At 54.4% G+C, this 20,900-nt stretch carries 23 protein-coding genes and 5 tRNA genes; 9 read left to right on the top strand and 19 right to left on the bottom strand.

Annotation, left to right across the window (positions count from 1 at the left end; genetic code table 11):
• Positions 1–125: 125 nt before the first annotated feature.
• Positions 126–278 carry an AcrZ family multidrug efflux pump-associated protein gene (locus tag SK50_RS09030; protein ID WP_003858549.1) on the bottom strand — a complete coding sequence of 51 codons (153 nt, stop codon included), beginning with the start codon at positions 276–278 and terminating at the stop codon, positions 126–128.
• A gap of 127 nt (positions 279–405) precedes the next feature.
• Here SK50_RS09030 and modE point away from each other — a divergent pair, with 127 nt between their 5' ends.
• From modE to gpmA, 7 genes are all read left to right on the top strand, one after another.
• Positions 406–1,194: a molybdenum-dependent transcriptional regulator gene (gene modE, locus SK50_RS09025; RefSeq protein ID WP_045343748.1), complete on the top strand. Its 789-nt coding sequence runs from the start codon at positions 406–408 to the stop codon at positions 1,192–1,194.
• A gap of 67 nt (positions 1,195–1,261) precedes the next feature.
• Positions 1,262–2,734 (top strand): molybdate ABC transporter ATP-binding protein ModF, encoded by a 1,473-nt coding sequence (gene modF / locus SK50_RS09020; RefSeq protein ID WP_045343750.1) that lies wholly within the window; start codon positions 1,262–1,264, stop codon positions 2,732–2,734.
• 201 nt (positions 2,735–2,935) lie between these two features.
• Positions 2,936–3,952 carry a UDP-glucose 4-epimerase GalE gene (galE, locus tag SK50_RS09015; protein WP_003858554.1) on the top strand — a complete coding sequence of 339 codons (1,017 nt, stop codon included), beginning with the start codon at positions 2,936–2,938 and terminating at the stop codon, positions 3,950–3,952.
• 9 nt (positions 3,953–3,961) lie between these two features.
• Positions 3,962–5,008, top strand: coding sequence for a galactose-1-phosphate uridylyltransferase (gene galT / locus SK50_RS09010; protein ID WP_045343752.1), 1,047 nt, complete (start codon positions 3,962–3,964; stop codon positions 5,006–5,008).
• Between the two features lie 2 nt (positions 5,009–5,010).
• Complete coding sequence (galK, locus tag SK50_RS09005) at positions 5,011–6,159, top strand: galactokinase (RefSeq protein ID WP_017384955.1); 1,149 nt, start codon at positions 5,011–5,013, stop codon at positions 6,157–6,159.
• A complete protein-coding gene (gene galM, locus SK50_RS09000) occupies positions 6,153–7,196 on the top strand; it encodes a galactose-1-epimerase (protein ID WP_045343754.1) in 1,044 nt (347 codons plus the stop codon). The genes galK and galM overlap by 7 nt, the downstream gene beginning before the upstream one ends.
• A 265-nt stretch (positions 7,197–7,461) precedes the next feature.
• The gene (gene gpmA / locus SK50_RS08995; protein WP_006809557.1) at positions 7,462–8,214 is read left to right on the top strand and encodes a 2,3-diphosphoglycerate-dependent phosphoglycerate mutase; all 753 of its coding nucleotides are present in this window, start codon (positions 7,462–7,464) and stop codon (positions 8,212–8,214) included.
• 61 nt (positions 8,215–8,275) lie between these two features.
• Here gpmA and aroG read toward each other — a convergent pair whose 3' ends face one another.
• Positions 8,276–9,328, bottom strand: a complete 1,053-nt coding sequence (aroG, locus tag SK50_RS08990; protein WP_003858564.1) for a 3-deoxy-7-phosphoheptulonate synthase AroG — start codon at positions 9,326–9,328, stop codon at positions 8,276–8,278.
• Between the two features lie 304 nt (positions 9,329–9,632).
• Here aroG and SK50_RS08985 point away from each other — a divergent pair, with 304 nt between their 5' ends.
• Together SK50_RS08985 and zitB are read left to right on the top strand one after the other, a co-directional pair.
• On the top strand, positions 9,633–9,992 hold the full coding sequence (locus tag SK50_RS08985) for a protein YbgS (RefSeq protein WP_045343756.1): 360 nt from the start codon (positions 9,633–9,635) through the stop codon (positions 9,990–9,992).
• Positions 9,993–10,091: 99 nt separating this feature from the next.
• Positions 10,092–11,030: a CDF family zinc transporter ZitB gene (gene zitB / locus SK50_RS08980; RefSeq protein ID WP_045343758.1), complete on the top strand. Its 939-nt coding sequence runs from the start codon at positions 10,092–10,094 to the stop codon at positions 11,028–11,030.
• On the opposite strand, the gene pnuC is transcribed toward zitB, so the two are convergent.
• The 17 genes from pnuC to cydB all read right to left on the bottom strand — a co-directional run bounded on the left by pnuC (position 11,027) and on the right by cydB (position 20,895).
• Positions 11,027–11,746, bottom strand: a complete 720-nt coding sequence (pnuC, locus tag SK50_RS08975; protein WP_017694131.1) for a nicotinamide riboside transporter PnuC — start codon at positions 11,744–11,746, stop codon at positions 11,027–11,029. The two genes, zitB and pnuC, sit on opposite strands and share 4 nt — an antisense overlap.
• A 22-nt stretch (positions 11,747–11,768) precedes the next feature.
• Positions 11,769–12,812, bottom strand: a complete 1,044-nt coding sequence (gene nadA, locus SK50_RS08970; RefSeq protein ID WP_017384960.1) for a quinolinate synthase NadA — start codon at positions 12,810–12,812, stop codon at positions 11,769–11,771.
• A gap of 230 nt (positions 12,813–13,042) precedes the next feature.
• Positions 13,043–13,118, bottom strand: a tRNA-Lys gene (locus SK50_RS08965).
• A 31-nt stretch (positions 13,119–13,149) separates the two neighbouring features.
• Positions 13,150–13,225, bottom strand: a tRNA-Lys gene (locus tag SK50_RS08960).
• Positions 13,226–13,266: 41 nt separating this feature from the next.
• Positions 13,267–13,342, bottom strand: a tRNA-Lys gene (locus SK50_RS08955).
• Positions 13,343–13,345: 3 nt separating this feature from the next.
• Positions 13,346–13,421, bottom strand: a tRNA-Val gene (locus SK50_RS08950).
• 27 nt (positions 13,422–13,448) lie between these two features.
• Positions 13,449–13,524, bottom strand: a tRNA-Lys gene (locus tag SK50_RS08945).
• 161 nt (positions 13,525–13,685) lie between these two features.
• Positions 13,686–14,474: a cell division protein CpoB gene (gene cpoB / locus SK50_RS08940; RefSeq protein ID WP_017384961.1), complete on the bottom strand. Its 789-nt coding sequence runs from the start codon at positions 14,472–14,474 to the stop codon at positions 13,686–13,688.
• Positions 14,475–14,483: 9 nt separating this feature from the next.
• The gene (gene pal / locus SK50_RS08935) at positions 14,484–15,005 is read right to left on the bottom strand and encodes a peptidoglycan-associated lipoprotein Pal (RefSeq protein WP_003858578.1); all 522 of its coding nucleotides are present in this window, start codon (positions 15,003–15,005) and stop codon (positions 14,484–14,486) included.
• A gap of 34 nt (positions 15,006–15,039) precedes the next feature.
• The gene (gene tolB, locus SK50_RS08930) at positions 15,040–16,332 is read right to left on the bottom strand and encodes a Tol-Pal system beta propeller repeat protein TolB (protein WP_017384962.1); all 1,293 of its coding nucleotides are present in this window, start codon (positions 16,330–16,332) and stop codon (positions 15,040–15,042) included.
• Positions 16,333–16,432: 100 nt separating this feature from the next.
• Complete coding sequence (gene tolA, locus SK50_RS08925; protein WP_032636430.1) at positions 16,433–17,635, bottom strand: cell envelope integrity protein TolA; 1,203 nt, start codon at positions 17,633–17,635, stop codon at positions 16,433–16,435.
• Positions 17,636–17,663: 28 nt separating this feature from the next.
• On the bottom strand, positions 17,664–18,092 hold the full coding sequence (tolR, locus tag SK50_RS08920) for a colicin uptake protein TolR (RefSeq protein WP_003858589.1): 429 nt from the start codon (positions 18,090–18,092) through the stop codon (positions 17,664–17,666).
• A gap of 3 nt (positions 18,093–18,095) precedes the next feature.
• On the bottom strand, positions 18,096–18,788 hold the full coding sequence (tolQ, locus tag SK50_RS08915; RefSeq protein WP_003858590.1) for a Tol-Pal system protein TolQ: 693 nt from the start codon (positions 18,786–18,788) through the stop codon (positions 18,096–18,098).
• Positions 18,785–19,189 carry a tol-pal system-associated acyl-CoA thioesterase gene (gene ybgC / locus SK50_RS08910; RefSeq protein WP_003858593.1) on the bottom strand — a complete coding sequence of 135 codons (405 nt, stop codon included), beginning with the start codon at positions 19,187–19,189 and terminating at the stop codon, positions 18,785–18,787. The genes tolQ and ybgC overlap by 4 nt, the downstream gene beginning before the upstream one ends.
• 148 nt (positions 19,190–19,337) lie before the next feature.
• Positions 19,338–19,628 (bottom strand): cyd operon protein YbgE, encoded by a 291-nt coding sequence (gene ybgE / locus SK50_RS08905; RefSeq protein WP_003858596.1) that lies wholly within the window; start codon positions 19,626–19,628, stop codon positions 19,338–19,340.
• Entirely contained in the window at positions 19,628–19,741 is a 114-nt protein-coding gene (gene cydX, locus SK50_RS08900; RefSeq protein WP_003858598.1) for a cytochrome bd-I oxidase subunit CydX, read from the bottom strand. The genes ybgE and cydX overlap by 1 nt, the downstream gene beginning before the upstream one ends.
• A gap of 14 nt (positions 19,742–19,755) precedes the next feature.
• Entirely contained in the window at positions 19,756–20,895 is a 1,140-nt protein-coding gene (gene cydB / locus SK50_RS08895) for a cytochrome d ubiquinol oxidase subunit II (RefSeq protein ID WP_023303309.1), read from the bottom strand.
• Positions 20,896–20,900: the final 5 nt, after the last annotated feature.

Genomic DNA, 20,900 nt, shown 5'->3' with positions numbered 1-20,900 from the left:
GGCGTTCCTAGCGCTAAATCGTACCCATTAATGCGTAAACTCAAGGAACGTTGTAAAAGATATCGGCGGGAAAGGAATAAACTTGAGAGCAAAACGCCCGGGCTGGCCGGGCGTTTTGGAGGAAATCATTGCTGCTTTTTAGGCTGGTCACGACGATGACCAATGTTCGAAAAGACGTTGAACACTTCACCCAGGCCGTAGATGGCACCGAGGATGATAGCCATCACTACTGGCACCATGATTACCGCGAATACCAGACTTTTCAACAACTCTAACATGGTTTTCTCCAGATCTTGTGAACGGCTTATTCTACCCTGAAAAGTAAGAAAAACATCCCCTTTTGTGCGGTGCGCTTTCCGCCCCCGGGCATTTGGGTCACAATAGCCTTTTTGCCGGGACACTGTTATGCAGGCCGAAATTCTCCTCACACTACGACTTCAGCAGAAGCTTTTCGCCGATCCGCGACGCATCGCCCTGTTAAAACAAATAGAACAAACTGGCTCGATTAGCCAGGGAGCCAAAAACGCCGGCATCAGCTATAAAAGCGCCTGGGATGCGATTAACGACATGAACACCCTGAGCGAACACACGCTGGTTGAGCGCGCCACCGGCGGGAAAGGCGGTGGCGGCGCCGTGTTGACGCGTTACGGGCAACGTCTGATCCAGCTCTACGATTTACTGGCGCAGATCCAGCAAAAAGCATTTGATGTGCTGAGCGATGAAGACAACCTGCCGCTGGACAGCCTGCTGGGCGCCATCTCCCGTTTCTCTTTGCAGACCAGCGCCCGCAACCAGTGGTTTGGTACGGTGACGGGGCGCGATCATTCGCAGGTGCAGGAGCATATAGAGATCCTGCTCGCGGACGGTACGACGCGTCTGAAAGCCGCCATCACCGCGCAAAGTGGTCAACGCCTTGGGCTGAACGAAGGTCAGGAGGTGCTGGTATTACTCAAAGCGCCCTGGATCAGCATCGCACTCAACCCTGAGCAGGCCGCAGAGGCCGACAACCAGCTACGCGGGCGTATCAGCCACATCGAGCGCGGCGCAGAACAGTGTGAAGTGCTGATGACTCTGCCGGATGGACAGTCGCTCTGCGCCACCGTTCCGGTGAACGACGCGACCGAATTAGACGAAGGTGCTGTGGTGACCGCATATTTCAATGCAGACCGGGTAATTATCGCCACATTGTGCTAATCGCATTGACAACCCCGCTAACACTGAGTATCCCTGACATCTCTTGCTGCAAAAAATGGGATAACACATGTCATCATTGCATATTTCGCAAGGCACGTTTCGTCTTAGCGATACCCGTACCTTATCGCTGCCAGAGTTAACCCTTCGCGCCGGAGAAAGCTGGGCGTTTGTGGGCACGAATGGCAGCGGAAAATCCGCGCTGGCACGCGCTCTGGCAGGCGAATTAACCCAACTTAAGGGTGAACGTCGGTGCACCTTTACCCGGCTGACGCGCCTTTCCTTCGAACAGCTGCAAAAGCTGGTCAGCGATGAGTGGCAGCGTAACAATACCGATTTGCTCAGCCCCGGCGAAGAAGATACCGGCCGCACGACGGCGGAAATTATCCAGGATGAGATAAAAAATCCTGCCCGCTGTCAGCAGCTGGCGGAGCAATTTGGCATTACCGCCCTGCTTAATCGCCGCTTTAAATACCTTTCAACCGGTGAAACGCGCAAAACGCTGCTGTGTCAGGCGCTGATGAGCGAGCCGGAACTCCTGATCCTGGATGAACCGTTTGACGGACTGGATGTGCAGTCCCGCGCGCAGCTGGCAGCGTTGCTGGCGTCGCTTAACCAGCAGGGATACACGCTTGTGCTGGTTCTTAACCGCTTTGATGAGATCCCGGATTTCGTACATTATGCGGGCGTGCTGGCGGACTGTAGCCTGACCGAAACCGGCGAGAAAGCCGTACTGCTCCGGCAGGCGCTGATTGCGCAGCTGGCGCACAGCGAGAAACTGGACGGTATTGCCCTGCCGGAGCCGGATGCGCCTTCAGCACGCCACGGGCTGGAGCCTGACCAGCCGCGCATTGTGCTGCGCGATGGGGTGGTTGCTTACGACGATCGCCCTATTCTTAATCACCTCAGCTGGACGGTTAATCCTGGTGAGCACTGGCAGATCGTCGGCCCCAACGGGGCGGGTAAATCCACGCTGCTGAGCCTGATCACCGGGGATCACCCGCAGGGATACAGCAACGATCTCACCCTGTTCGGCCGTCGCCGCGGCAGCGGGGAAACCATCTGGGATATCAAAAAGCACATCGGCTATGTCAGCAGCAGCCTGCACCTGGACTACCGGGTGAGCACCACGGTGCGAAATGTGATCCTCTCTGGCTTCTTCGACTCCATTGGTATTTATCAGGCGGTATCCGACAAGCAGCACAAGCTGGCGCAGCAGTGGCTGGATATTCTGGGTATGGATAACCGGGTCGCCGATGCGCCATTCCACAGCCTGTCGTGGGGGCAGCAGCGGCTGGCATTGATCGTCCGCGCGCTGGTCAAGCACCCTACGCTGCTGATTCTTGACGAACCGTTGCAGGGGCTGGATCCGCTCAACCGTCAGCTGATCCGCCGCTTTGTGGATGTCCTGATTAGCGAAGGTGAAACCCAGCTGCTGTTTGTGTCCCACCATGCTGAAGATGCCCCGTCCTGCATCACCCATCGGCTGGAATTTGTCCCTGACGGCGAGCAATACCGCTACCTGCTGAGCAAAATCGATTAACGCGTGGAGGGCGCTGCCCTCCGCTTTTCAGACAACCTGCAACAATACATCTCTATCTCTTTGATCTACAATGCACTCAGTCTGTGAAAAAGCGCGTGTGAAAACCAGTGTAAACGATACCACTATTTTATCCCATGTCACACTTTTCGCGTCTCTGATATGCTATGGTTAATTCATACCATAAGCCTAATGGAGCGAAATATGCGAGTTCTGGTAACAGGTGGTAGCGGTTACATAGGAAGTCATACCTGTGTGCAACTGCTGCAAAGCGGCCACGATGTCGTCATTCTTGATAACCTGTGCAACAGTAAGCGCAGCGTGCTGCCGGTCATTGAACGCCTTTCGGGTAAACAGCCGACTTTCGTGGAAGGCGACATCCGCAATGAAGCGTTGATGACTGAAATCCTTCACGATCACGCGATTGAAACCGTTATCCACTTCGCGGGCCTGAAAGCGGTTGGCGAATCGGTGGCAAAACCGCTTGAGTACTATGACAACAACGTTAACGGTACCCTGCGTCTGATCTCCGCCATGCGAGCGGCCAACGTTAAAAATTTTATCTTCAGCTCCTCCGCGACCGTCTACGGCGATCAGCCAAAAATTCCTTACGTTGAAAGCTTCCCGACCGGTACGCCGCAAAGCCCGTATGGCAAAAGCAAGCTGATGGTAGAGCAGATCCTGACCGACCTGCAAAAAGCCCAGCCTGAGTGGAGCATCGCATTGCTGCGCTACTTCAACCCGGTTGGCGCGCATCCGTCAGGGGATATGGGCGAAGATCCGCAGGGCATTCCTAATAACCTGATGCCGTATATCGCGCAGGTTGCCGTAGGGCGCCGCGATTCCCTGGCGATTTTTGGTAACGATTATCCCACCGAAGATGGCACCGGCGTGCGCGATTACATTCACGTCATGGATCTGGCCGACGGCCACGTGGCGGCGATGCAGCAGCTGGCGGATAAACCGGGCGTGCATATTTACAACCTCGGCGCCGGGATCGGCAGCAGCGTGCTGGACGTGGTGAATGCCTTCAGTAAAGCCTGCGGCAAGCCGGTGAAGTATCACTTCGCTCCCCGCCGTGATGGCGACCTCCCGGCTTACTGGGCCGATGCCACCAAAGCGGATAAAGAGCTTAACTGGCGTGTCACCCGCACGCTTGATGAAATGGCACAGGATACCTGGCACTGGCAGTCACGCCATCCGCAGGGTTATCCGGATTAAGGATTTGTCATGACGCAATTCAATCCCGTCGATCACCCGCATCGTCGTTTTAACCCGCTCAGCGGGCAATGGATTTTAGTTTCACCGCATCGCGCCAAGCGCCCCTGGCAGGGGGCGCAAGAGACGCCTGCCAAACAGACGCTGCCGCAGCATGATCCGGACTGTTTCCTCTGCCCGGGCAATACGCGCGTGACGGGCGATAAAAACCCGGACTACCAAGGCACCTTCGTGTTTACTAACGACTTTGCCGCGCTGATGACCGATACGCCAGACGCGCCGGAAAGCCATGACCCGCTGATGCGCTGCGAAAGCGCCCGCGGCACCAGCCGCGTGATCTGCTTCTCGCCCGATCACAGCAAAACGCTGCCGGAGCTGAGCGTGGAGGCCCTGAAAGAGGTGGTCAGCACCTGGCAGGCGCAAACCGCGGAGCTGGGGCAGAGCTATCCCTGGGTGCAGGTGTTCGAAAACAAAGGCGCGGCGATGGGCTGCTCCAACCCGCATCCGCACGGTCAGATCTGGGCGAACAGCTTCCTGCCGAATGAAGCCGAGCGTGAGGACCGACTGCAAAAAGCGTATTTCGCCCAGAACGGTTCGCCGATGCTGGTGGATTACACCCAGCGTGAGCTGGCGGATGGCAGCCGTACCGTGGTGGAAACCGAGCACTGGCTTGCGGTGGTCCCTTACTGGGCGGCGTGGCCGTTTGAGACGCTACTGCTGCCGAAAGCCCATGTACAGCGCATTACCGAACTCAGCGACGCCCAGCGTGACGACCTAGCGCTGACGCTGAAAAAACTGACCAGCCGCTACGACAACCTCTTCCAGTGCTCCTTCCCCTACTCCATGGGCTGGCACGGCGCGCCGTTTAACGGCGAAGAGAATCAACACTGGCAGTTACATGCACACTTCTACCCGCCGCTGCTGCGTTCTGCGACGGTACGTAAATTCATGGTGGGCTATGAAATGCTGGCGGAAACCCAGCGCGACCTGACGGCGGAACAGGCGGCAGAACGTCTGCGTGCCGTTAGCGACGTCCATTACCGCGAATCAGGAGTCTAAAAATGAGTCTGAAAGATAAAACACAATCCCTGTTTGCTGAAAAATTTGGCTACCCTGCCACCCATGTTATCCAGGCGCCTGGCCGCGTTAATCTGATCGGCGAGCACACCGACTATAACGACGGTTTTGTCCTGCCGTGTGCCATCGACTACCAGACGGTGATCAGCTGCGCGAAACGCGACGATCGTCAGGTGCGAGTGATGGCCGCGGATTACGGCAACGAAATTGACGAATTTTCCCTCGATGCGCCGATCGTGACCCACGACAGCCAGCAGTGGTCGAACTATGTTCGCGGCGTGGTGAAGCACCTGCAAAAGCGTAACAAGAATTTCGGCGGGGCCGATCTGGTGATCAGCGGCAACGTGCCGCAGGGGGCGGGATTAAGCTCTTCCGCATCGCTGGAAGTGGCGGTCGGCACCGTGTTCCAGCAGCTTTATCATCTGCCGCTGGACGGGGCGCAAATCGCCCTCAACGGTCAGGAAGCGGAAAACCAGTTCGTAGGCTGCAACTGCGGCATTATGGATCAGCTGATTTCCGCGCTGGGCAAGAAAGAACATGCTTTGCTGATTGACTGCCGCTCCCTCGGGACCAAAGCGGTTCCGCTGCCTAAAGGGGCGGCTGTGGTGATCATCAACAGCAACTTCAAACGCACCCTGGTGGGCAGCGAGTACAACACCCGTCGCGAACAGTGCGAAACCGGCGCGCGCTTCTTCCAGCAGCCAGCCCTGCGTGATGTCTCACTTGATGAATTTAACAAGGTTGCCCACGAGCTGGACCCGGTTGTCACGAAGCGCGTGCGTCATATACTGACGGAAAATGCCCGTACCGTAGAAGCCGCCTCCGCGCTGGCAAAAGGTGACCTGAAGCGGATGGGCGAGCTGATGGCCGAATCGCATGCCTCCATGCGTGACGATTTCGAAATCACCGTGCCGCAAATCGACACCCTGGTTGAAATCGTGAAAGCCACGATTGGCGACAAAGGCGGCGTGCGTATGACCGGCGGCGGATTCGGCGGGTGCGTCGTCGCCCTGGTGCCGGAAGAGCTGGTCCCTGCCATTCAGGACGCGGTGGCTAAACAGTACGAAGCCAAAACGGGCATCAAAGAAACTTTCTATGTCTGTAAAGCATCACAAGGAGCCGGACAGTGCTAAACGAAACACCGACACTCGCACCGGATGGTCTGCCGTATCGCCTGTTAACCCTGCGCAACAGCGCCGGGATGGTGGTTACGCTGATGGACTGGGGCGCAACGTTACTTTCTGCCCGCGTACCGATGCCTGACGGCAGCGTGCGCGAAACCCTGCTTGGCTGCGCATCGCCGGAGCAGTATATCGAGCAGACTGCTTTTCTGGGCGCATCCATAGGCCGCTACGCTAACCGCATCGCCAGAAGCCGGTTTACGCTGGACGGCGTAACGTATTCCCTGCTTGCCAGCCAGGGCGAAAATCAGCTGCACGGCGGCCCGGAAGGGTTTGATAAACGTCGCTGGAAGATTGTGCAGCAAAATGACGGTGAGGTCTGGTTCTCTCTGGACTCCCTCGATGGAGACCAGGGCTTCCCGGGCAATCTCACCGCAACCGCGCGCTTCACCCTGACCGAAGATAATCGCATCGCCATTGAGTACCGCGCGACCGTCGATAAGCCGTGCCCGGTCAATCTGACTAACCACGCCTATTTCAACCTTGACGGTAATCAGACCGATGTCCGCAGCCACAAACTCCAGATCCTGGCGGATGAGTATCTGCCGGTCGATGAGATGGGTATCCCTTATCAGGGGCTGAAACCGGTAAGCGGTAATAGCTTTGATTTCCGTCAGCCGAAAACCATCGTCCAGGATTTCCTGAGTGATGACGATCAGCGCAAGGTGAAAGGCTACGACCACGCGTTCCTGTTGCAGGCGAAAGGCGATCTTTCTCAACCTGCCGCACAGGTCTGGTCTGCTGATGAGAAGTTACAGATGACGGTCTACACCACCGCCCCCGCCCTACAGTTTTACTCCGGTAACTATCTGGAGGGTACCACGGCGCGTGAACATGGCGCCTACGGCGCCTGGCAAGGACTGGCGCTGGAGAGCGAGTTCCTGCCGGACACGCCTAACCATCCTGAATGGCCGCAGCCGGACTGCGTGCTACGTCCGGGTGAAGAGTACGTAAGCGTCACCGAGTATCATTTCATTCCGCGCGCTTAATGTCCGGCGGCGCACGGGCCTGCGAATGTAGGCCGGATAAGCGAAGCGCCATCAGGCAAAAAAGACTGGCCCTCATCGCGAGGGCTTTTTTATCTCCGCCTTGCTGAAAATAGCGGCGATCGCAGACAAAATCCTAACCCTGGATTCACATGCATCTTACACTCTCGAACTATTTTCGCTATGGTTAGGGTTAAGCGTTGCTGCTGGCACAGTCACGGCAATATAATGAGAATTGTTATCATTCAAAATGCTTGAGGAGTAAGAAATGGCTAATACTAAGCTTGTCCTGGTGCGCCACGGCGAAAGCCAGTGGAACAACGAAAACCGCTTCACCGGTTGGTATGACGTTGATCTGTCCGAGAAAGGCGTGAGCGAAGCAAAAGCGGCAGGTAAACTGCTGAAAGAAGAAGGCTTCACCTTTGACTTTGCTTACACCTCTGTGCTGAAACGTGCCATCCATACCCTGTGGAACGTTCTGGACGAGCTGGATCAGGCCTGGCTGCCGGTTGAGAAATCCTGGAAACTGAACGAGCGTCACTACGGTGCGCTGCAAGGTCTGAACAAAGCGGAAACCGCAGAAAAATACGGTGACGAGCAGGTTAAGCAGTGGCGTCGTGGTTTTGCGGTCACGCCTCCAGAGCTGAGCAAAGATGACGAGCGCTACCCGGGCCACGATCCGCGTTACGCGAAGCTGACTGAGGCTGAACTGCCGCAGACCGAAAGCCTGGCGCTGACCATCGACCGCGTTGTGCCTTACTGGAACGAAACCATTCTGCCACGCCTGAAAAGCGGCGAGCGCGTCATTATCGCTGCTCACGGTAACTCCCTGCGTGCGCTGGTGAAATACCTGGACAACATGGGTGAAGATGAAATCCTCGAGCTGAATATCCCTACCGGCGTGCCGCTGGTGTACGAGTTCGACGAAAACTTCAAGCCAGTTAAACATTACTACCTGGGTAACGCCGACGAAATCGCTGCAAAAGCGGCGGCCGTGGCGAACCAGGGTAAAGCGAAGTAATATTCGCCGGACATAAAAAAAGCGTGGAGCAATCCACGCTTTTTTATTGCCCGGGACAAACTTAGCCGCGACGCGCTTTAACCGCATCCGCCAACTGACGCAGGATCGCATCGGTATCGTCCCAGCCAATGCAGGCATCCGTCACGCTCTTACCGTAGACCAGCGGCTCGCTGCCCTCCAGGTTCTGGTTGCCTTCCACCAGATGGCTCTCAATCATCACCCCAATCACTGCGCGTTCACCGCTGGCGATTTGCTGACACACATCTGCGCCGACTTCCATCTGCTTTTTAAACTGTTTGCTGGAGTTGGCATGGCTGAAATCGATCATCACCTGCGGTGCCAGACCCGCTTTCTCCAGCCCTGCTTTTACCTCCGCTACGTGTTTAGCACTGTAGTTAGGCTCTTTACCGCCGCGCAGTATGATATGGCAATCGCCATTACCGCTGGTATTCACGATAGCGGAGTGGCCCCACTTGGTCACCGACAGGAAGCAGTGCGGCGCGCCAGCCGCATTAATGGCGTCAATAGCGACTTTAATGGTGCCATCAGTGCCATTTTTGAACCCCACCGGGCATGACAGGCCAGACGCCAGCTCACGGTGAACCTGAGATTCCGTCGTACGCGCGCCAATAGCGCCCCAGCTCATCAGGTCAGCCAGATACTGCGGGGTGATCATATCGAGGAATTCTCCGGCAGCAGGCAGCCCGCTGTCGTTGATCTCCAGCAGCAGCTTACGCGCAATGCGCAGGCCGTCGTTGATCTGGAAACTGTTGTCCATATGCGGATCGTTGATCAACCCTTTCCAGCCCACGGTGGTACGCGGTTTTTCGAAATAAACGCGCATCACGATTTCCAGTTCGCCTTTCAGCTCTTCACGCAGGGCGAGCAGACGGGACGCATACTCTTTGGCCGCAGCAGGATCGTGAATGGAGCACGGCCCAATGACCACCAGAAGACGATCGTCGCTACCTTTCAGGATCTTGTGGATCGCCTTGCGGGCATGAGACACCGTGTTGGCGGCATTTTCGGTGGCGGGGAATTTTTCAAGGAGCGCTACGGGAGGTAATAACTCATTGATCTCTTTAATGCGTAAATCGTCGTTCTGATAATTCATCTTCTTTCCGGCTCTGCCATATCTTTAGTAATGAAAGCAATCCTTTCAATCTAACTTGTCGGCCACGAAGTGTAAACGGGCTTTTACACTTCGCGCAGATAATTCCTGGAATTCGCCTAAAATACACAACAAAATAGCGAAAAATGAGATCTGGCCTAAGCTTTTTACTTGTAACGACTGTTTTTAAATATTTATACGCGATTCCATCCTGACATAAATCAGGAAACTGGGATCTTTCGCCACTGAACAAGATGCACTGTTGGAGAATGTTATCCAGCGTAACGATAAGAACAGGAGCACCATGATGAAAATGACGAAACTGACTACGCTTTTACTGACGGCAACCCTTACTCTGGCAAGCGGTAGCGTACTGGCTGCTGACGCAGGCTCATCCGGCAGCAACGGCGACGCGAATGCCGCTGCCGAAGCAGGCCAGGTTGCGCCGGATGCAAAACAGAATATTGCGCCAAACAATGTTGATAACAGTAATATCAACACGGGCAATACCAACACCGGCGGGACGAACACAGGCACGATGAACCATGAGGGTATGACTACCGACGAGGTTCATAAAAACTCAGTGTGTAAAGACGGGAAATGCCCGGACCCGAATGACAAAGTAGGCAGCGATGCCAATACCAAAACGGACGGTACTACCCAGTAACCTTCCGTAAGGTAAAACAGGGAGAGCGAATGCTCTCCTTTTTTATTTAAGCTCTTAAAAACGCTACACTAAAAATAATAATAAATCAGGAACGATACCATGGCGCACTCCCACTCCCATTCCCACTCCACTGGCGATGAAAATGCCAAACGGCTTCTGCTGGCTTTTGGCGTCACTGCCACCTTTATGATAATTGAGGTCACAGGCGGGCTGATATCCGGATCGCTGGCGCTGCTGGCCGATGCCGGGCATATGCTGACCGACGCTGCCGCGCTCCTGTTTGCTCTGCTGGCCGTGCAGTTTGCCCGTCGCCCTCCCAATACCCGCCACACCTTTGGCTGGCTCAGACTGACCACGCTTGCCGCCTTTGTGAATGCGATTGCACTGGTGGTCATTACTCTTCTTATCGTCTGGGAGGCTTTTCAGCGCTTTCGGCATCCACAACCGATAGCCGGGACGACAATGATGGTTATCGCCATTGCCGGGTTGGTCGCCAATATTCTGGCGTTCTGGATATTGCACCGCGGCAGCAGTGAAAAAAATCTGAACGTACGGGCCGCGGCGCTTCATGTGCTGGGCGATCTGCTGGGTTCCGTAGGGGCCATCGTAGCCGCGCTGATCATTATGGGCACGGGCTGGACTCCCATCGACCCGATTCTTTCCGTGCTGGTATCGTGCCTTGTATTACGCAGTGCCTGGCGGCTGTTGAAAGAGAGCGTCAATGAGCTGCTGGAAGGCGCTCCCACGTCGCTGGATATTGGCGAGCTAAAACGCAATCTGTGTCGTTCCATTCCTGAAGTCCGTAACGTTCACCACGTTCACGTCTGGCTGGTGGGTGAGAAACCGCTTATGACGCTGCACGTTCAGGTTATTCCGCCCCACGATCACGATGCGTTGCTTGAACGTATTCGGCAATTCCTTGAGCATCACTACGAAATTGCGCACGCCACCATCCAGATGGAGTATCAGCCATGTAACGGGCCAGACTGTCACCTGAACGAGGCGCAGTCCGGCCACTCACACGCCCATCACCATTAACGGGAAAGCGCGCGCGAGCCACGCTCACGCGCGCTGTTAATCCACATGCGACTGCCGTTCAGGGCAATGACCGTCAGCAGCATGTACTCCAGCGACATGGCATAAACACCCTGGCGGGCAAAAATCACCACGCTAATGACGTTGATGACCACCCACAGCAGCCAGTTCTCAACGTATTTACGGGTCATCAGGATCATTGCGGCAATCGACAACACCATCATGCAGGAATCCCAGAACGGGAAGGCATCCGGCTGAAGCTCAGGCATCGTCACGTTTAATCCCAGACCCGACATGACCGAGACCGCCACGCGCGTCAGGAAGGCAAATACCGGATCAATAAAGACGGTCATAAAGCCGATAGCTACCACGCAGGCCGCGAACCAGGTGATGGCTTTTGGCAACGGCAGCCAGCGGATTTGCAGTTCCGCCTCCTGCTGACTGTTTTGCCGAGACCAGGCGTACCAGCCATAGATATTGGCTGCGAAGAAGAACAGCTGTAGAAGCAGGCTGGCGTAGAGCTGGATCTGGAAAAAGATGATCGCAAACAGCGTGACGTTTATCAGCCCGAACGCATAGTTGCTGATCTTCTCAAGGCTGGCCAGCCAGATACAGAGTAAACCGGCCAGCGTACCCACCGCTTCAATCCACGACAGGTCATAGCCGCCCGCACCAATCGGGATATGAACCAGGATGTTCTGTGTGCTAAAAAAATCCATTTATTCTCCGGGGCGTAATAAGTTAAGTACGTAGTGTAGCCGCAAAATCCAGCATACGGTTAAGTGGAATTAACGCGCCTTCACGCAGAGCGGCATCCACGTGGATCTCATGCGCTGCGCCACCGTTTTCCAGCCCCTCCGCAATCGCTTTGAGCCCATTCATCGCCATCCACGGGCAATGCGCGCAGCTTCGGCAGGTCGCCCCTTCTCCGGCGGTCGGCGCTTCGAGCAACGTTTTTTCCGGCACGGCCTGCTGCATCTTGTAGAAGATACCGCGATCGGTCGCCACAATGAGCTGCTTGTGTGACAGGGTTTTCGCAGCATGAATGAGCTGGCTGGTTGACCCGACGGCATCCGCCATGTCGACGATGGACTGCGGGGATTCCGGGTGCACCAGAATCGCGGCGTCCGGGTATAATCCTCTCATGCGCGTCAGGGCCTGGGTCTTAAACTCGTCGTGAACGATACAGGCGCCCTGCCAGCACAGCACATCCGCACCGGTTTGTTTTTGTACATAGTTTCCCAGGTGACGATCGGGCGCCCAGATGATTTTCTCCCCCAGGCTGTCCAGATGCTCAATCAGCTCAACGGCGATACTAGAGGTCACTACCCAGTCTGCCCGGGCTTTCACCGCCGCAGACGTGTTGGCATAGACCACCACGGTACGATCAGGGTGGGCATCACAGAAGGCGGTGAACTCATCAATCGGGCAACCGAGGTCAAGGGAGCATTCGGCATTCAGCGTCGGCATCAGTATGGTTTTTTCCGGGCTGAGAATTTTTGCCGTTTCGCCCATGAAGCGCACACCTGCAACCAGCAGCGTGGAGGCAGGATGTTTTGCACCGAAACGCGCCATTTCCAGGGAATCTGAGATACAGCCGCCCGTCTCTTCTGCCAGCTGCTGAATTTCCGGGTCGGTGTAGTAATGCGCCACCATCACCGCATCACGCTCTTTAAGCAGGCGCTTGATTTTCTCACGATAGAACTGTTTTTCATCCCGGCTTAGCGGAGCGGGCTTCGGCGGGAAGGGATAGATTGCGGTTTCGGGATCAAACATCACACTCATTATGGCTTCTCGTTTTACTGGCTTAACAATATTGCCTTTGTTTTGCATGAGATAACAAAAATGAGGCAATGGTGTTTTATATACTAAACAAGATAGCGAATTTGAGGGGGAATGTCATCGGGATTTGATGCCGGTAGCATTTGTTGGGTGGCAGCTTCGCCTTATCCGACCTACAAGGCCCTGGCGAACGACAGACAGCAAAAAGGCGCCTTTAGGGCGCCTTTTTACATTGGTGGGTCGTGCAGGATTCGAACCTGCGACCAATTGATTAAAAGTCAACTGCTCTACCAACTGAGCTAACGACCCCTTGCGGGATGTACTTCAGATCTATTCAGGCTGGTGGGTCGTGCAGGATTCGAACCTGCGACCAATTGATTAAAAGTCAACTGCTCTACCAACTGAGCTAACGACCCATTCGGGTGTTGCCTGAATTATCACTCGGCACCAATAAAATTGGTGGGTCGTGCAGGATTCGAACCTGCGACCAATTGATTAAAAGTCAACTGCTCTACCAACTGAGCTAACGACCCGAGTGGTGGGTGATGACGGGCTCGAACCGCCGACCCCCTCCGTGTAAAGGAGATGCTCTACCAACTGAGCTAATCACCCACTCTGTACTGCCGGAACTGCTTTAAGTGGTGGGTCGTGCAGGATTCGAACCTGCGACCAATTGATTAAAAGTCAACTGCTCTACCAACTGAGCTAACGACCCACTTTTGCGCTGCTTTCACGTTGTTTGATATCCCGTGGCAACGGCGGCATATATTACTGATTTAAGAATTCTGCGCAACAAAAATTTCGATGAAGATCACTTAACTGCTTAGGAATCATGCTGCACGACCAGAAATGACGCGATTTCTGGTCATGCGATAATCAACCCATCGAACTCAAACGTTTTTGCGCTTGTTTGGCGCCGTCTGTACCCGGGAATTTCGCAACCACCTGCTGATAAACCGCTTTGGCTTTTGCAGTGTCGCCTTTGTCCTGCATGATCACGCCGACTTTATACATCGCATCAGGCGCTTTCGGTGATTTCGGGTAATTTTTCACCACAGAGGCAAAATAAAACGCCGCATCATCCTTTTTACCCTTGTTGTAATTCAACTGACCCAGCCAGTAGTTCGCATTTGGCTGGTAAGTGGAATCAGGGTACTTCTTAATGAAGTTCTGAAACGCAACGATAGCATCGTCCTGCCGCGATTTGTCCTGCACCAGGGCAATGGCCGCGTTGTAGTCCGTATTCGCGTCACCGCTCTGTACAGGCGCACCAGACGACGCGGAGGCATCAGCCGCAGGTGCAGGCGTTGCCGCACCGCTTTGATCGCCTGCTGCTGGCTGTGCTGCTGCTCCGCCGCTGTTCAGGCTATCCATCTGCAACAAAATTTGCTTCTGGCGCTCCACAACCTGATTAAGCTGATACTGACTCTCCTGGATCTGACCACGAAGGGAATCAATATCATTCTGGTTATCGGAAAGCTGCTGCTGGAGTTGAGTTAAAAGCTGGCTGTGAGCGTTAGAAATACGCTCGAGTTGAGTGACCCGGTCTTCTACCGAGCCTGAGCCGACACTACTGATTGGTGCCTGAGCAAAAGCGGCCCAGGGGGCCGCTATTCCAACCAGTAACGACAGACTCATCAGATGATGTCTGAAGTTACTGCTCATGCAATTCTCTTAGTAAACGAGTACGGCACGACGGTTTTTGGAGTAAGCCGCTTCGTCGTGACCCAGTACTGCTGGTTTTTCTTTACCGTAAGAAACGATGGAGATCTGGTCAGCAGAAACGCCTTTACCCTGGAGGTACATTTTAACAGCGTTTGCACGACGTTCACCCAGGGAGATGTTGTACTCCGGAGTACCACGTTCGTCCGCATGACCTTCTACGGTGACTTTGTAAGACGGGTTGCTACGCAGGAAGTTTGCGTGCGCATCCAGCATTGCAGCGAAGTCAGAACGGATGTCGTATTTATCCAGATCGAAGTAAACGATGTTGTTCTGCTGTAACTGCTGCATCTGAAGACGCGCTTGCTCTTCAGAAGACATATTGCCATTGCCGTTAGCGTCCATACCGGTGCCGGCACCCATCATGCCTTCGCCGCTCTGGTCATTGCTTGCGTTCTTGTTAGAAGAACACGCTGCGATTGCCATAACAGGCAGAGCGATCATCAGCCCCTTCAGCACTTTGTTCAGTTGCATTTCTAAGATTCCTTTAGTAATCAATTAATTATTATTACAGATACGGCGACCAGGCAGGTGATTTTACCTGTCCATCAGTTGCCGGAAGACGCGCTTTGAAACGCCCATCTGTAGAAACCAGATTCAGCACGGATCCCATCCCCTGAGAAGAGCTGTAGATTACCATGGTGCCGTTAGGTGCCAGACTTGGCGTTTCATCCAGGAACGTTGACGACAGTACTTGTACGCCCCCCGTTACCAGATCTTGTTTGGCAATGTGCTGCTGACCACCCGCAGTACTGACCATTACCATCGTTTTACCATCGGCACTGACGTCAGCATCCTGGTTCTGAGAACCTTCCCAGGTAATACGCTGCGCTGCTCCGCCGTTGATATTCACTTTATAAACTTGTGGACGACCTGCCTGGTCAGACGTAAAGGCCAGATTCTGGCTGTCCGGGAACCAGGTTGGCTCAGTGTTGTTGCTACGACCATCCGTGACCTGACGGATCTGACCAGAACCAATATCCATCACGTACAGGTTCAGGCTACCGGTTTTAGACAGGGCAAACGCCAGTTTGGTACCGTCCGGAGAGAACGCAGGCGCACCGTTGTGACGCGGGAATGACGCAACCTGACGCACAGCACCGTTAGAGAGCGTCTGGATAACCAGCGCGGAACGGCCGCTTTCGAAGGTCACGTACGCCAGCTTAGAGCCGTCCGGAGACCATGCCGGAGACATCAGCGGCTGTGGTGAACGGTGTACGGTGAACTGGTTGTAGCCATCGTAATCAGAGACGCGCAGCTCATAAGGGAACTGGCCGCCGTTGGTCTGTACTACGTACGCGATACGAGTACGGAACGCACCTTTAATACCGGTCAGCTTCTCAAACACTTCGTCACTCGCCGTATGGCCTGCGTAACGCAGCCACTGCTTGTTCACCTTATACGTGTTTTGAGCCAGAACGGTACCCGGCGCACCGCCGGTATCCACCAGCTGATAAGCGACGTTATAGCCGCCGTCTGGCGCAGGAGTAACCTGTCCGACAACCACGGCATCAATACCCAGTGCAGACCATGCAGCAGGTTGAACTTCCTGAGCGGTACCCGGCTGCTGCGGCAGACGAGAACGATCTAAGGGGTTAAATTTACCGCTGTTACGCAGGTCAGCTGCAACAATGCCGCCAATGTCTTCAGGCGCAGCGCCCGGGCCTGCCCACTGGAACGGAACGACACCGATTGGACGCGCTGAGTCGTTCCAGTCGGTAATGTCGATGCTTACTGTGGCATGCACTGCTGACGTCAACAGTACTAAAAAACCAAAAGCTAATCGTAATGCCTGCTTCATCATATCTCCCTTATCCGAACAATAAGTCCTGGATAATTTAGCAGAAGGTTAACAAACTCAAATACACAAAACTATCAGAACCCGATAACCGCAGCTCTGCTTATGGCTTAAAGTTCAGCGAAGCGTCTTTGAACACTTCATAGACAGCCTGTGACGGAGGTTTTGGCAGTTTTGCCTGATTCACTGCCACAAGTGCAGCCTGGCATAATGCGTCATCGCCTCCTTCAGACTCAACGCTCAGCACGGTACCATCAGTATGCAGTTTAATATGCAGTCTGCATGTTTTCCCTGTATACAATGATTTATCGTTAAGCCTGCTGGATATAGCCGCAGCAATCTGGTTCTTGTAGTCGTTAATCTCAGCGCCAGAAGCACCGTTGTTCTTAGTGTTACCGCTTCCCGCCGGGGCTGCATTACTCCCTTTTGCCCCACCGCCAGTTTTCGGCGCATTCTTACCAGAACTCAGGTCGCCAATGATATCGTCAGCGGTGGCTGCTTCAGCGGCAGCTTTTTCAGCAGCGGCCTTCCTGGCAGCGGCTTTTTCAGCGGCAGCTTTCTTGTCGGCTGCGGCTTTTTCGGCAGCAGCTTTTTTATCAGCCGCAGCTTTTTCAGCGGCAGCCGCTTTTTCAGCCGCAGCCTTCTCGGCAGCAGCCGCTTTCTTCGCAGCATCGGCAGCAGCTTTCTTCTCTGCTTCCTGAGCGGCTTTCTTCGCGGCTTCTGCTTCCGCTTTCTTCTGGGCATCAGCAGCGGCTTTCTTCGCAGCTTCTGCTTCCGCTTTTTTCTGAGCATCAGCAGCGGCTTTCTTCGCCGCGTCAGCCGCTAATTTCGCCTGTGCGTCAGCCTGCGCTTTTGCATCAGCCGCGGCTTTGGCTGCCGCCTCTTCCGCCTGCTTCTGCTGTTCCTGCGCCTTCTTCGCAGCGGCTTCAGCCTGCTTCTGCTGCTCTGCCTGCTCTTTCGCCGCTTCCTGCGCCTGCAAACGCTCTTTCTCTAGCTGCTTCAGACGTTCCTGCTCAGCGGCCTGCTTTTCACGCAGCTCTTCCGCCTGCTGTTGCGCCTGTTTTTCTCGCTGCTCTTCAGCACGTTTAGAGCTCGCCTGCTGCTGTTGCTGACGATTATAGTTCTGAACGATCGCACCGGGATCCACCATAACGGCGTCGATGGAGGACCCCCCACCGCCGCCTGATGCATCAAGGTGCTCATCGAACGAACTCCAGATCAGCGCTGCAAAAAGAATTACGTGCAGCACTGCGGAGACGATTATCGCTCGCTTAAGCTTGTCGTTCTGTTCGGTTGCCTTTGACACTATCGGTTCCCAAAAACTACGCAGATGATCAAATAGGCTGAGTCATTAAGCCAACTGACTTAACGCCCGCGCTATGTAGCAAGTTCAGCGCTTTGATAATTTCATCATATGGTACGTCTTTCGCACCACCGATTAAGAAGACCGTCTTCGGATTTGACTCCAGGCGTCGTTGCGCTTCAGCAATAACCTGCTCTGGCGGAAGCTGATCCATACGATCTTTCTCTACCACCACGCTGTACTGCCCTACGCCGGAAACCTCAATGATGACCGGAGGATCGTCATTGGTGCTTACCGCCTGTGATTCTGTCGCATCCGGCAGATCAACTTCCACGCTCTGGGTGATGATGGGCGCCGTCGCCATAAAGATCAGCAGCAGCACCAGCAGCACGTCCAGTAACGGAACGATATTGATTTCGGACTTGAGCTCGCGACGACCTCGTCCACGCGATCTGGCCATGGTTTACCCCTTGTTGCTCTCGGTGCTGGTAAACGCCTGACGATGCAGAATCGCGGTGAACTCTTCCATAAAGTTGTCGTAGTTCAGTTCCAGTTTGTTCACGCGCTGGTTCAGACGGTTGTACGCCATTACCGCCGGAATTGCGGCGAACAGACCGATTGCGGTCGCGATCAGTGCTTCTGCGATACCCGGCGCAACCATCTGCAACGTTGCCTGCTTCACCGCCCCAAGGGCGATAAAGGCGTGCATGATCCCCCACACCGTACCAAACAGGCCGATATACGGGCTGATGGAGCCAACGGTTCCGAGGAAAGGAATATGCGTTTCAAGATTTTCCAGTTCGCGGTTCATGGAGATGCGCATCGCACGCGACGCCCCTTCTACCACGGCTTCCGGCGCATGGCTGTTAGCGCGATGTAAGCGAGCGAACTCTTTGAAACCGCTATAGAAAATTTGTTCGGAGCCTGAAAGGTTATCACGGCGTCCCTGGCTTTCCTGGTACAGACGAGAAAGCTCAATACCCGACCAGAACTTATCTTCAAACGCTTCGGCTTCGCGGCCAGCGGCATTGAGGATACGCGTTCTCTGGATGATGATGGCCCAGGATGCGATTGAAAAACCAATCAAAATCAACATGATAAGTTTAACCAGAAGGCTTGCCTTCAGGAACAAATCAAGGATATTCATGTCAGTCACTGCTTAAACTCCGCGACAATAGACTTAGGAAGCGCACGAGGCTTCATTATGGTTGGATCAACACAGACAATCAGGACTTCAGCTGAGTTCAGTACCGTGTTCTCTGCATTGACTATCCGCTGCGTGAAAACCAGTGAAGTTCCGCGCATTGATGTAATTTCTGTTTGGACTTCGAGCATATCGTCGAGTCTGGCAGGCGCAAAATACTCAAGCGTCATCTTGCGTACCACGAAGGCAACTCGCTCAGCCAACAGCACCTGTTGACTAAAGTGATGATGGCGCAGCATCTCTGTGCGTGCCCGTTCATAAAAAGCAACGTAGCTGGCGTGGTAGACCACACCACCGGCATCGGTATCTTCGTAATAGACACGTACCGGCCATCGAAACAGCGTTGTATTCACTTTACATCCCAGTAATACAAGAAAAGTTGGAGCTTTCAAACTTCGCTACTATACGCGCGGGAATGATGGTTTGGAATGGGAGAAAGTAAACGGAGAGTAAATTTTTATGGGCCAGGGTAAGCCCATAACGTTAACGGACATTTCTTATTCAGAAGAAGAAGAAAATCAAACCGGCGAGGAGAACCAGATCGGCAATCAGTGGGCAGAAGATGCCCTGCCAGTGAAGCGCTTTCGGACGAAAGCCGACACCGTGAATCACGCCTGCGCACACCGCCCACATAATCAGGAAGCCGTGCCAGATTTCAAGCTCGCTGGTTTTCGCCGCGAAGCGCGACGGGTCCCAGAAGATACAGCCTGCCAGCAGTAATGCCATAATGAGGGAAAGCGCCCTCAAGGGGCGCTTATCCATTACCGCATATAACGTTGCGATAATATTCATTAGTGCTTTTCTTCACCTGCTTTGGTCGCTTCTACATGCTCAAGCGCCAGGGCAGTGATGACACCAAACGCACAGGCAAGAAGCGTCCCTAAAATCCATGCGAAATACCACATATTCAGCTCCTTACTTAGTACATAGAGTGGGTGTTGCTTTCGATATGTTCTTTAGTGATACGACCGAACATTTTCCAGTAACACCAGATGGTGTAAGCCAGAACAATCGGAACGAACACGCAAGCCACATAGGTCATTAAGTTCAGCGTCATATGGCTGGACGTTGCATCCCACATGGTCAGGCTGGCATTCATCATGGTGCTGGATGGCATCACGAACGGGAACATCGCAATACCGGCCGTCAGGATGATGCACGCCAGCGTAAGGGAAGAGAATACGAACGCCAGAGCGCCTTTCTCCAGACGAGACGTCAGCACGGTCAGCAGTGGCAGCAACACACCCAGAGCCGGGATAGCCCACAGCACAGGGGTATTGTTGAAGTTCACCAGCCATGCACCGGCCTGACGCGCCACCTCTTTGGTCAGCGGGTTAGACGGTGCAGCATGGTTGATAGCGGACGTCACCACGTATCCATCAATACCATACACCACCCACACGCCTGCCAGCGCGAAGCAGACCAGCGTCACCAGCGCTGCCACCTGAGCGGTAGCGCGGGAACGCAGATGCAGTTCACCTACGGTACGCATCTGGAGATAGGTTGCCCCCTGGGTGATGATCATCGCCACGCTCACCACGCCTGCCAGCAGACCAAACGGATTCAGCAGCTGGAAGAAGTTACCGGTGTAGAACAGACGCATATATTCGTCGACGTGGAACGGTACGCCCTGCAACAGGTTACCGAACGCCACACCAATGACCAGCGGTGGAACGAAGCTACCGATGAAGATGCCCCAGTCCCACATGTTACGCCAGCGGGTGTCTTCAATCTTGGAACGGTAGTCGAAACCCACCGGACGGAAGAATAAAGAAGCCAGCACCAGAATCATCGCCACATAGAAGCCGGAGAACGCAGCCGCGTAGACCATCGGCCAGGCAGCGAACAGCGCGCCGCCTGCGGTGATCAGCCACACCTGGTTACCGTCCCAGTGCGGGGCGATGGAGTTGATCATGATTCGACGCTCGGTGTCATTACGACCGAGGAAACGGGTGAGCATGCCCACGCCCATGTCGAAACCATCGGTGACCGCGAAACCAATCAGCAGAACACCGATCAGCAGCCACCAGATAAAACGCAATACTTCATAATCGATCATTTGAT

Source organism: Enterobacter sp. BWH64 (genome assembly GCF_001037645.1).
GTDB lineage: Bacteria > Pseudomonadota > Gammaproteobacteria > Enterobacterales > Enterobacteriaceae > Enterobacter > Enterobacter hormaechei_C.
This window is presented reverse-complemented; position numbering and strand designations above follow the sequence as displayed.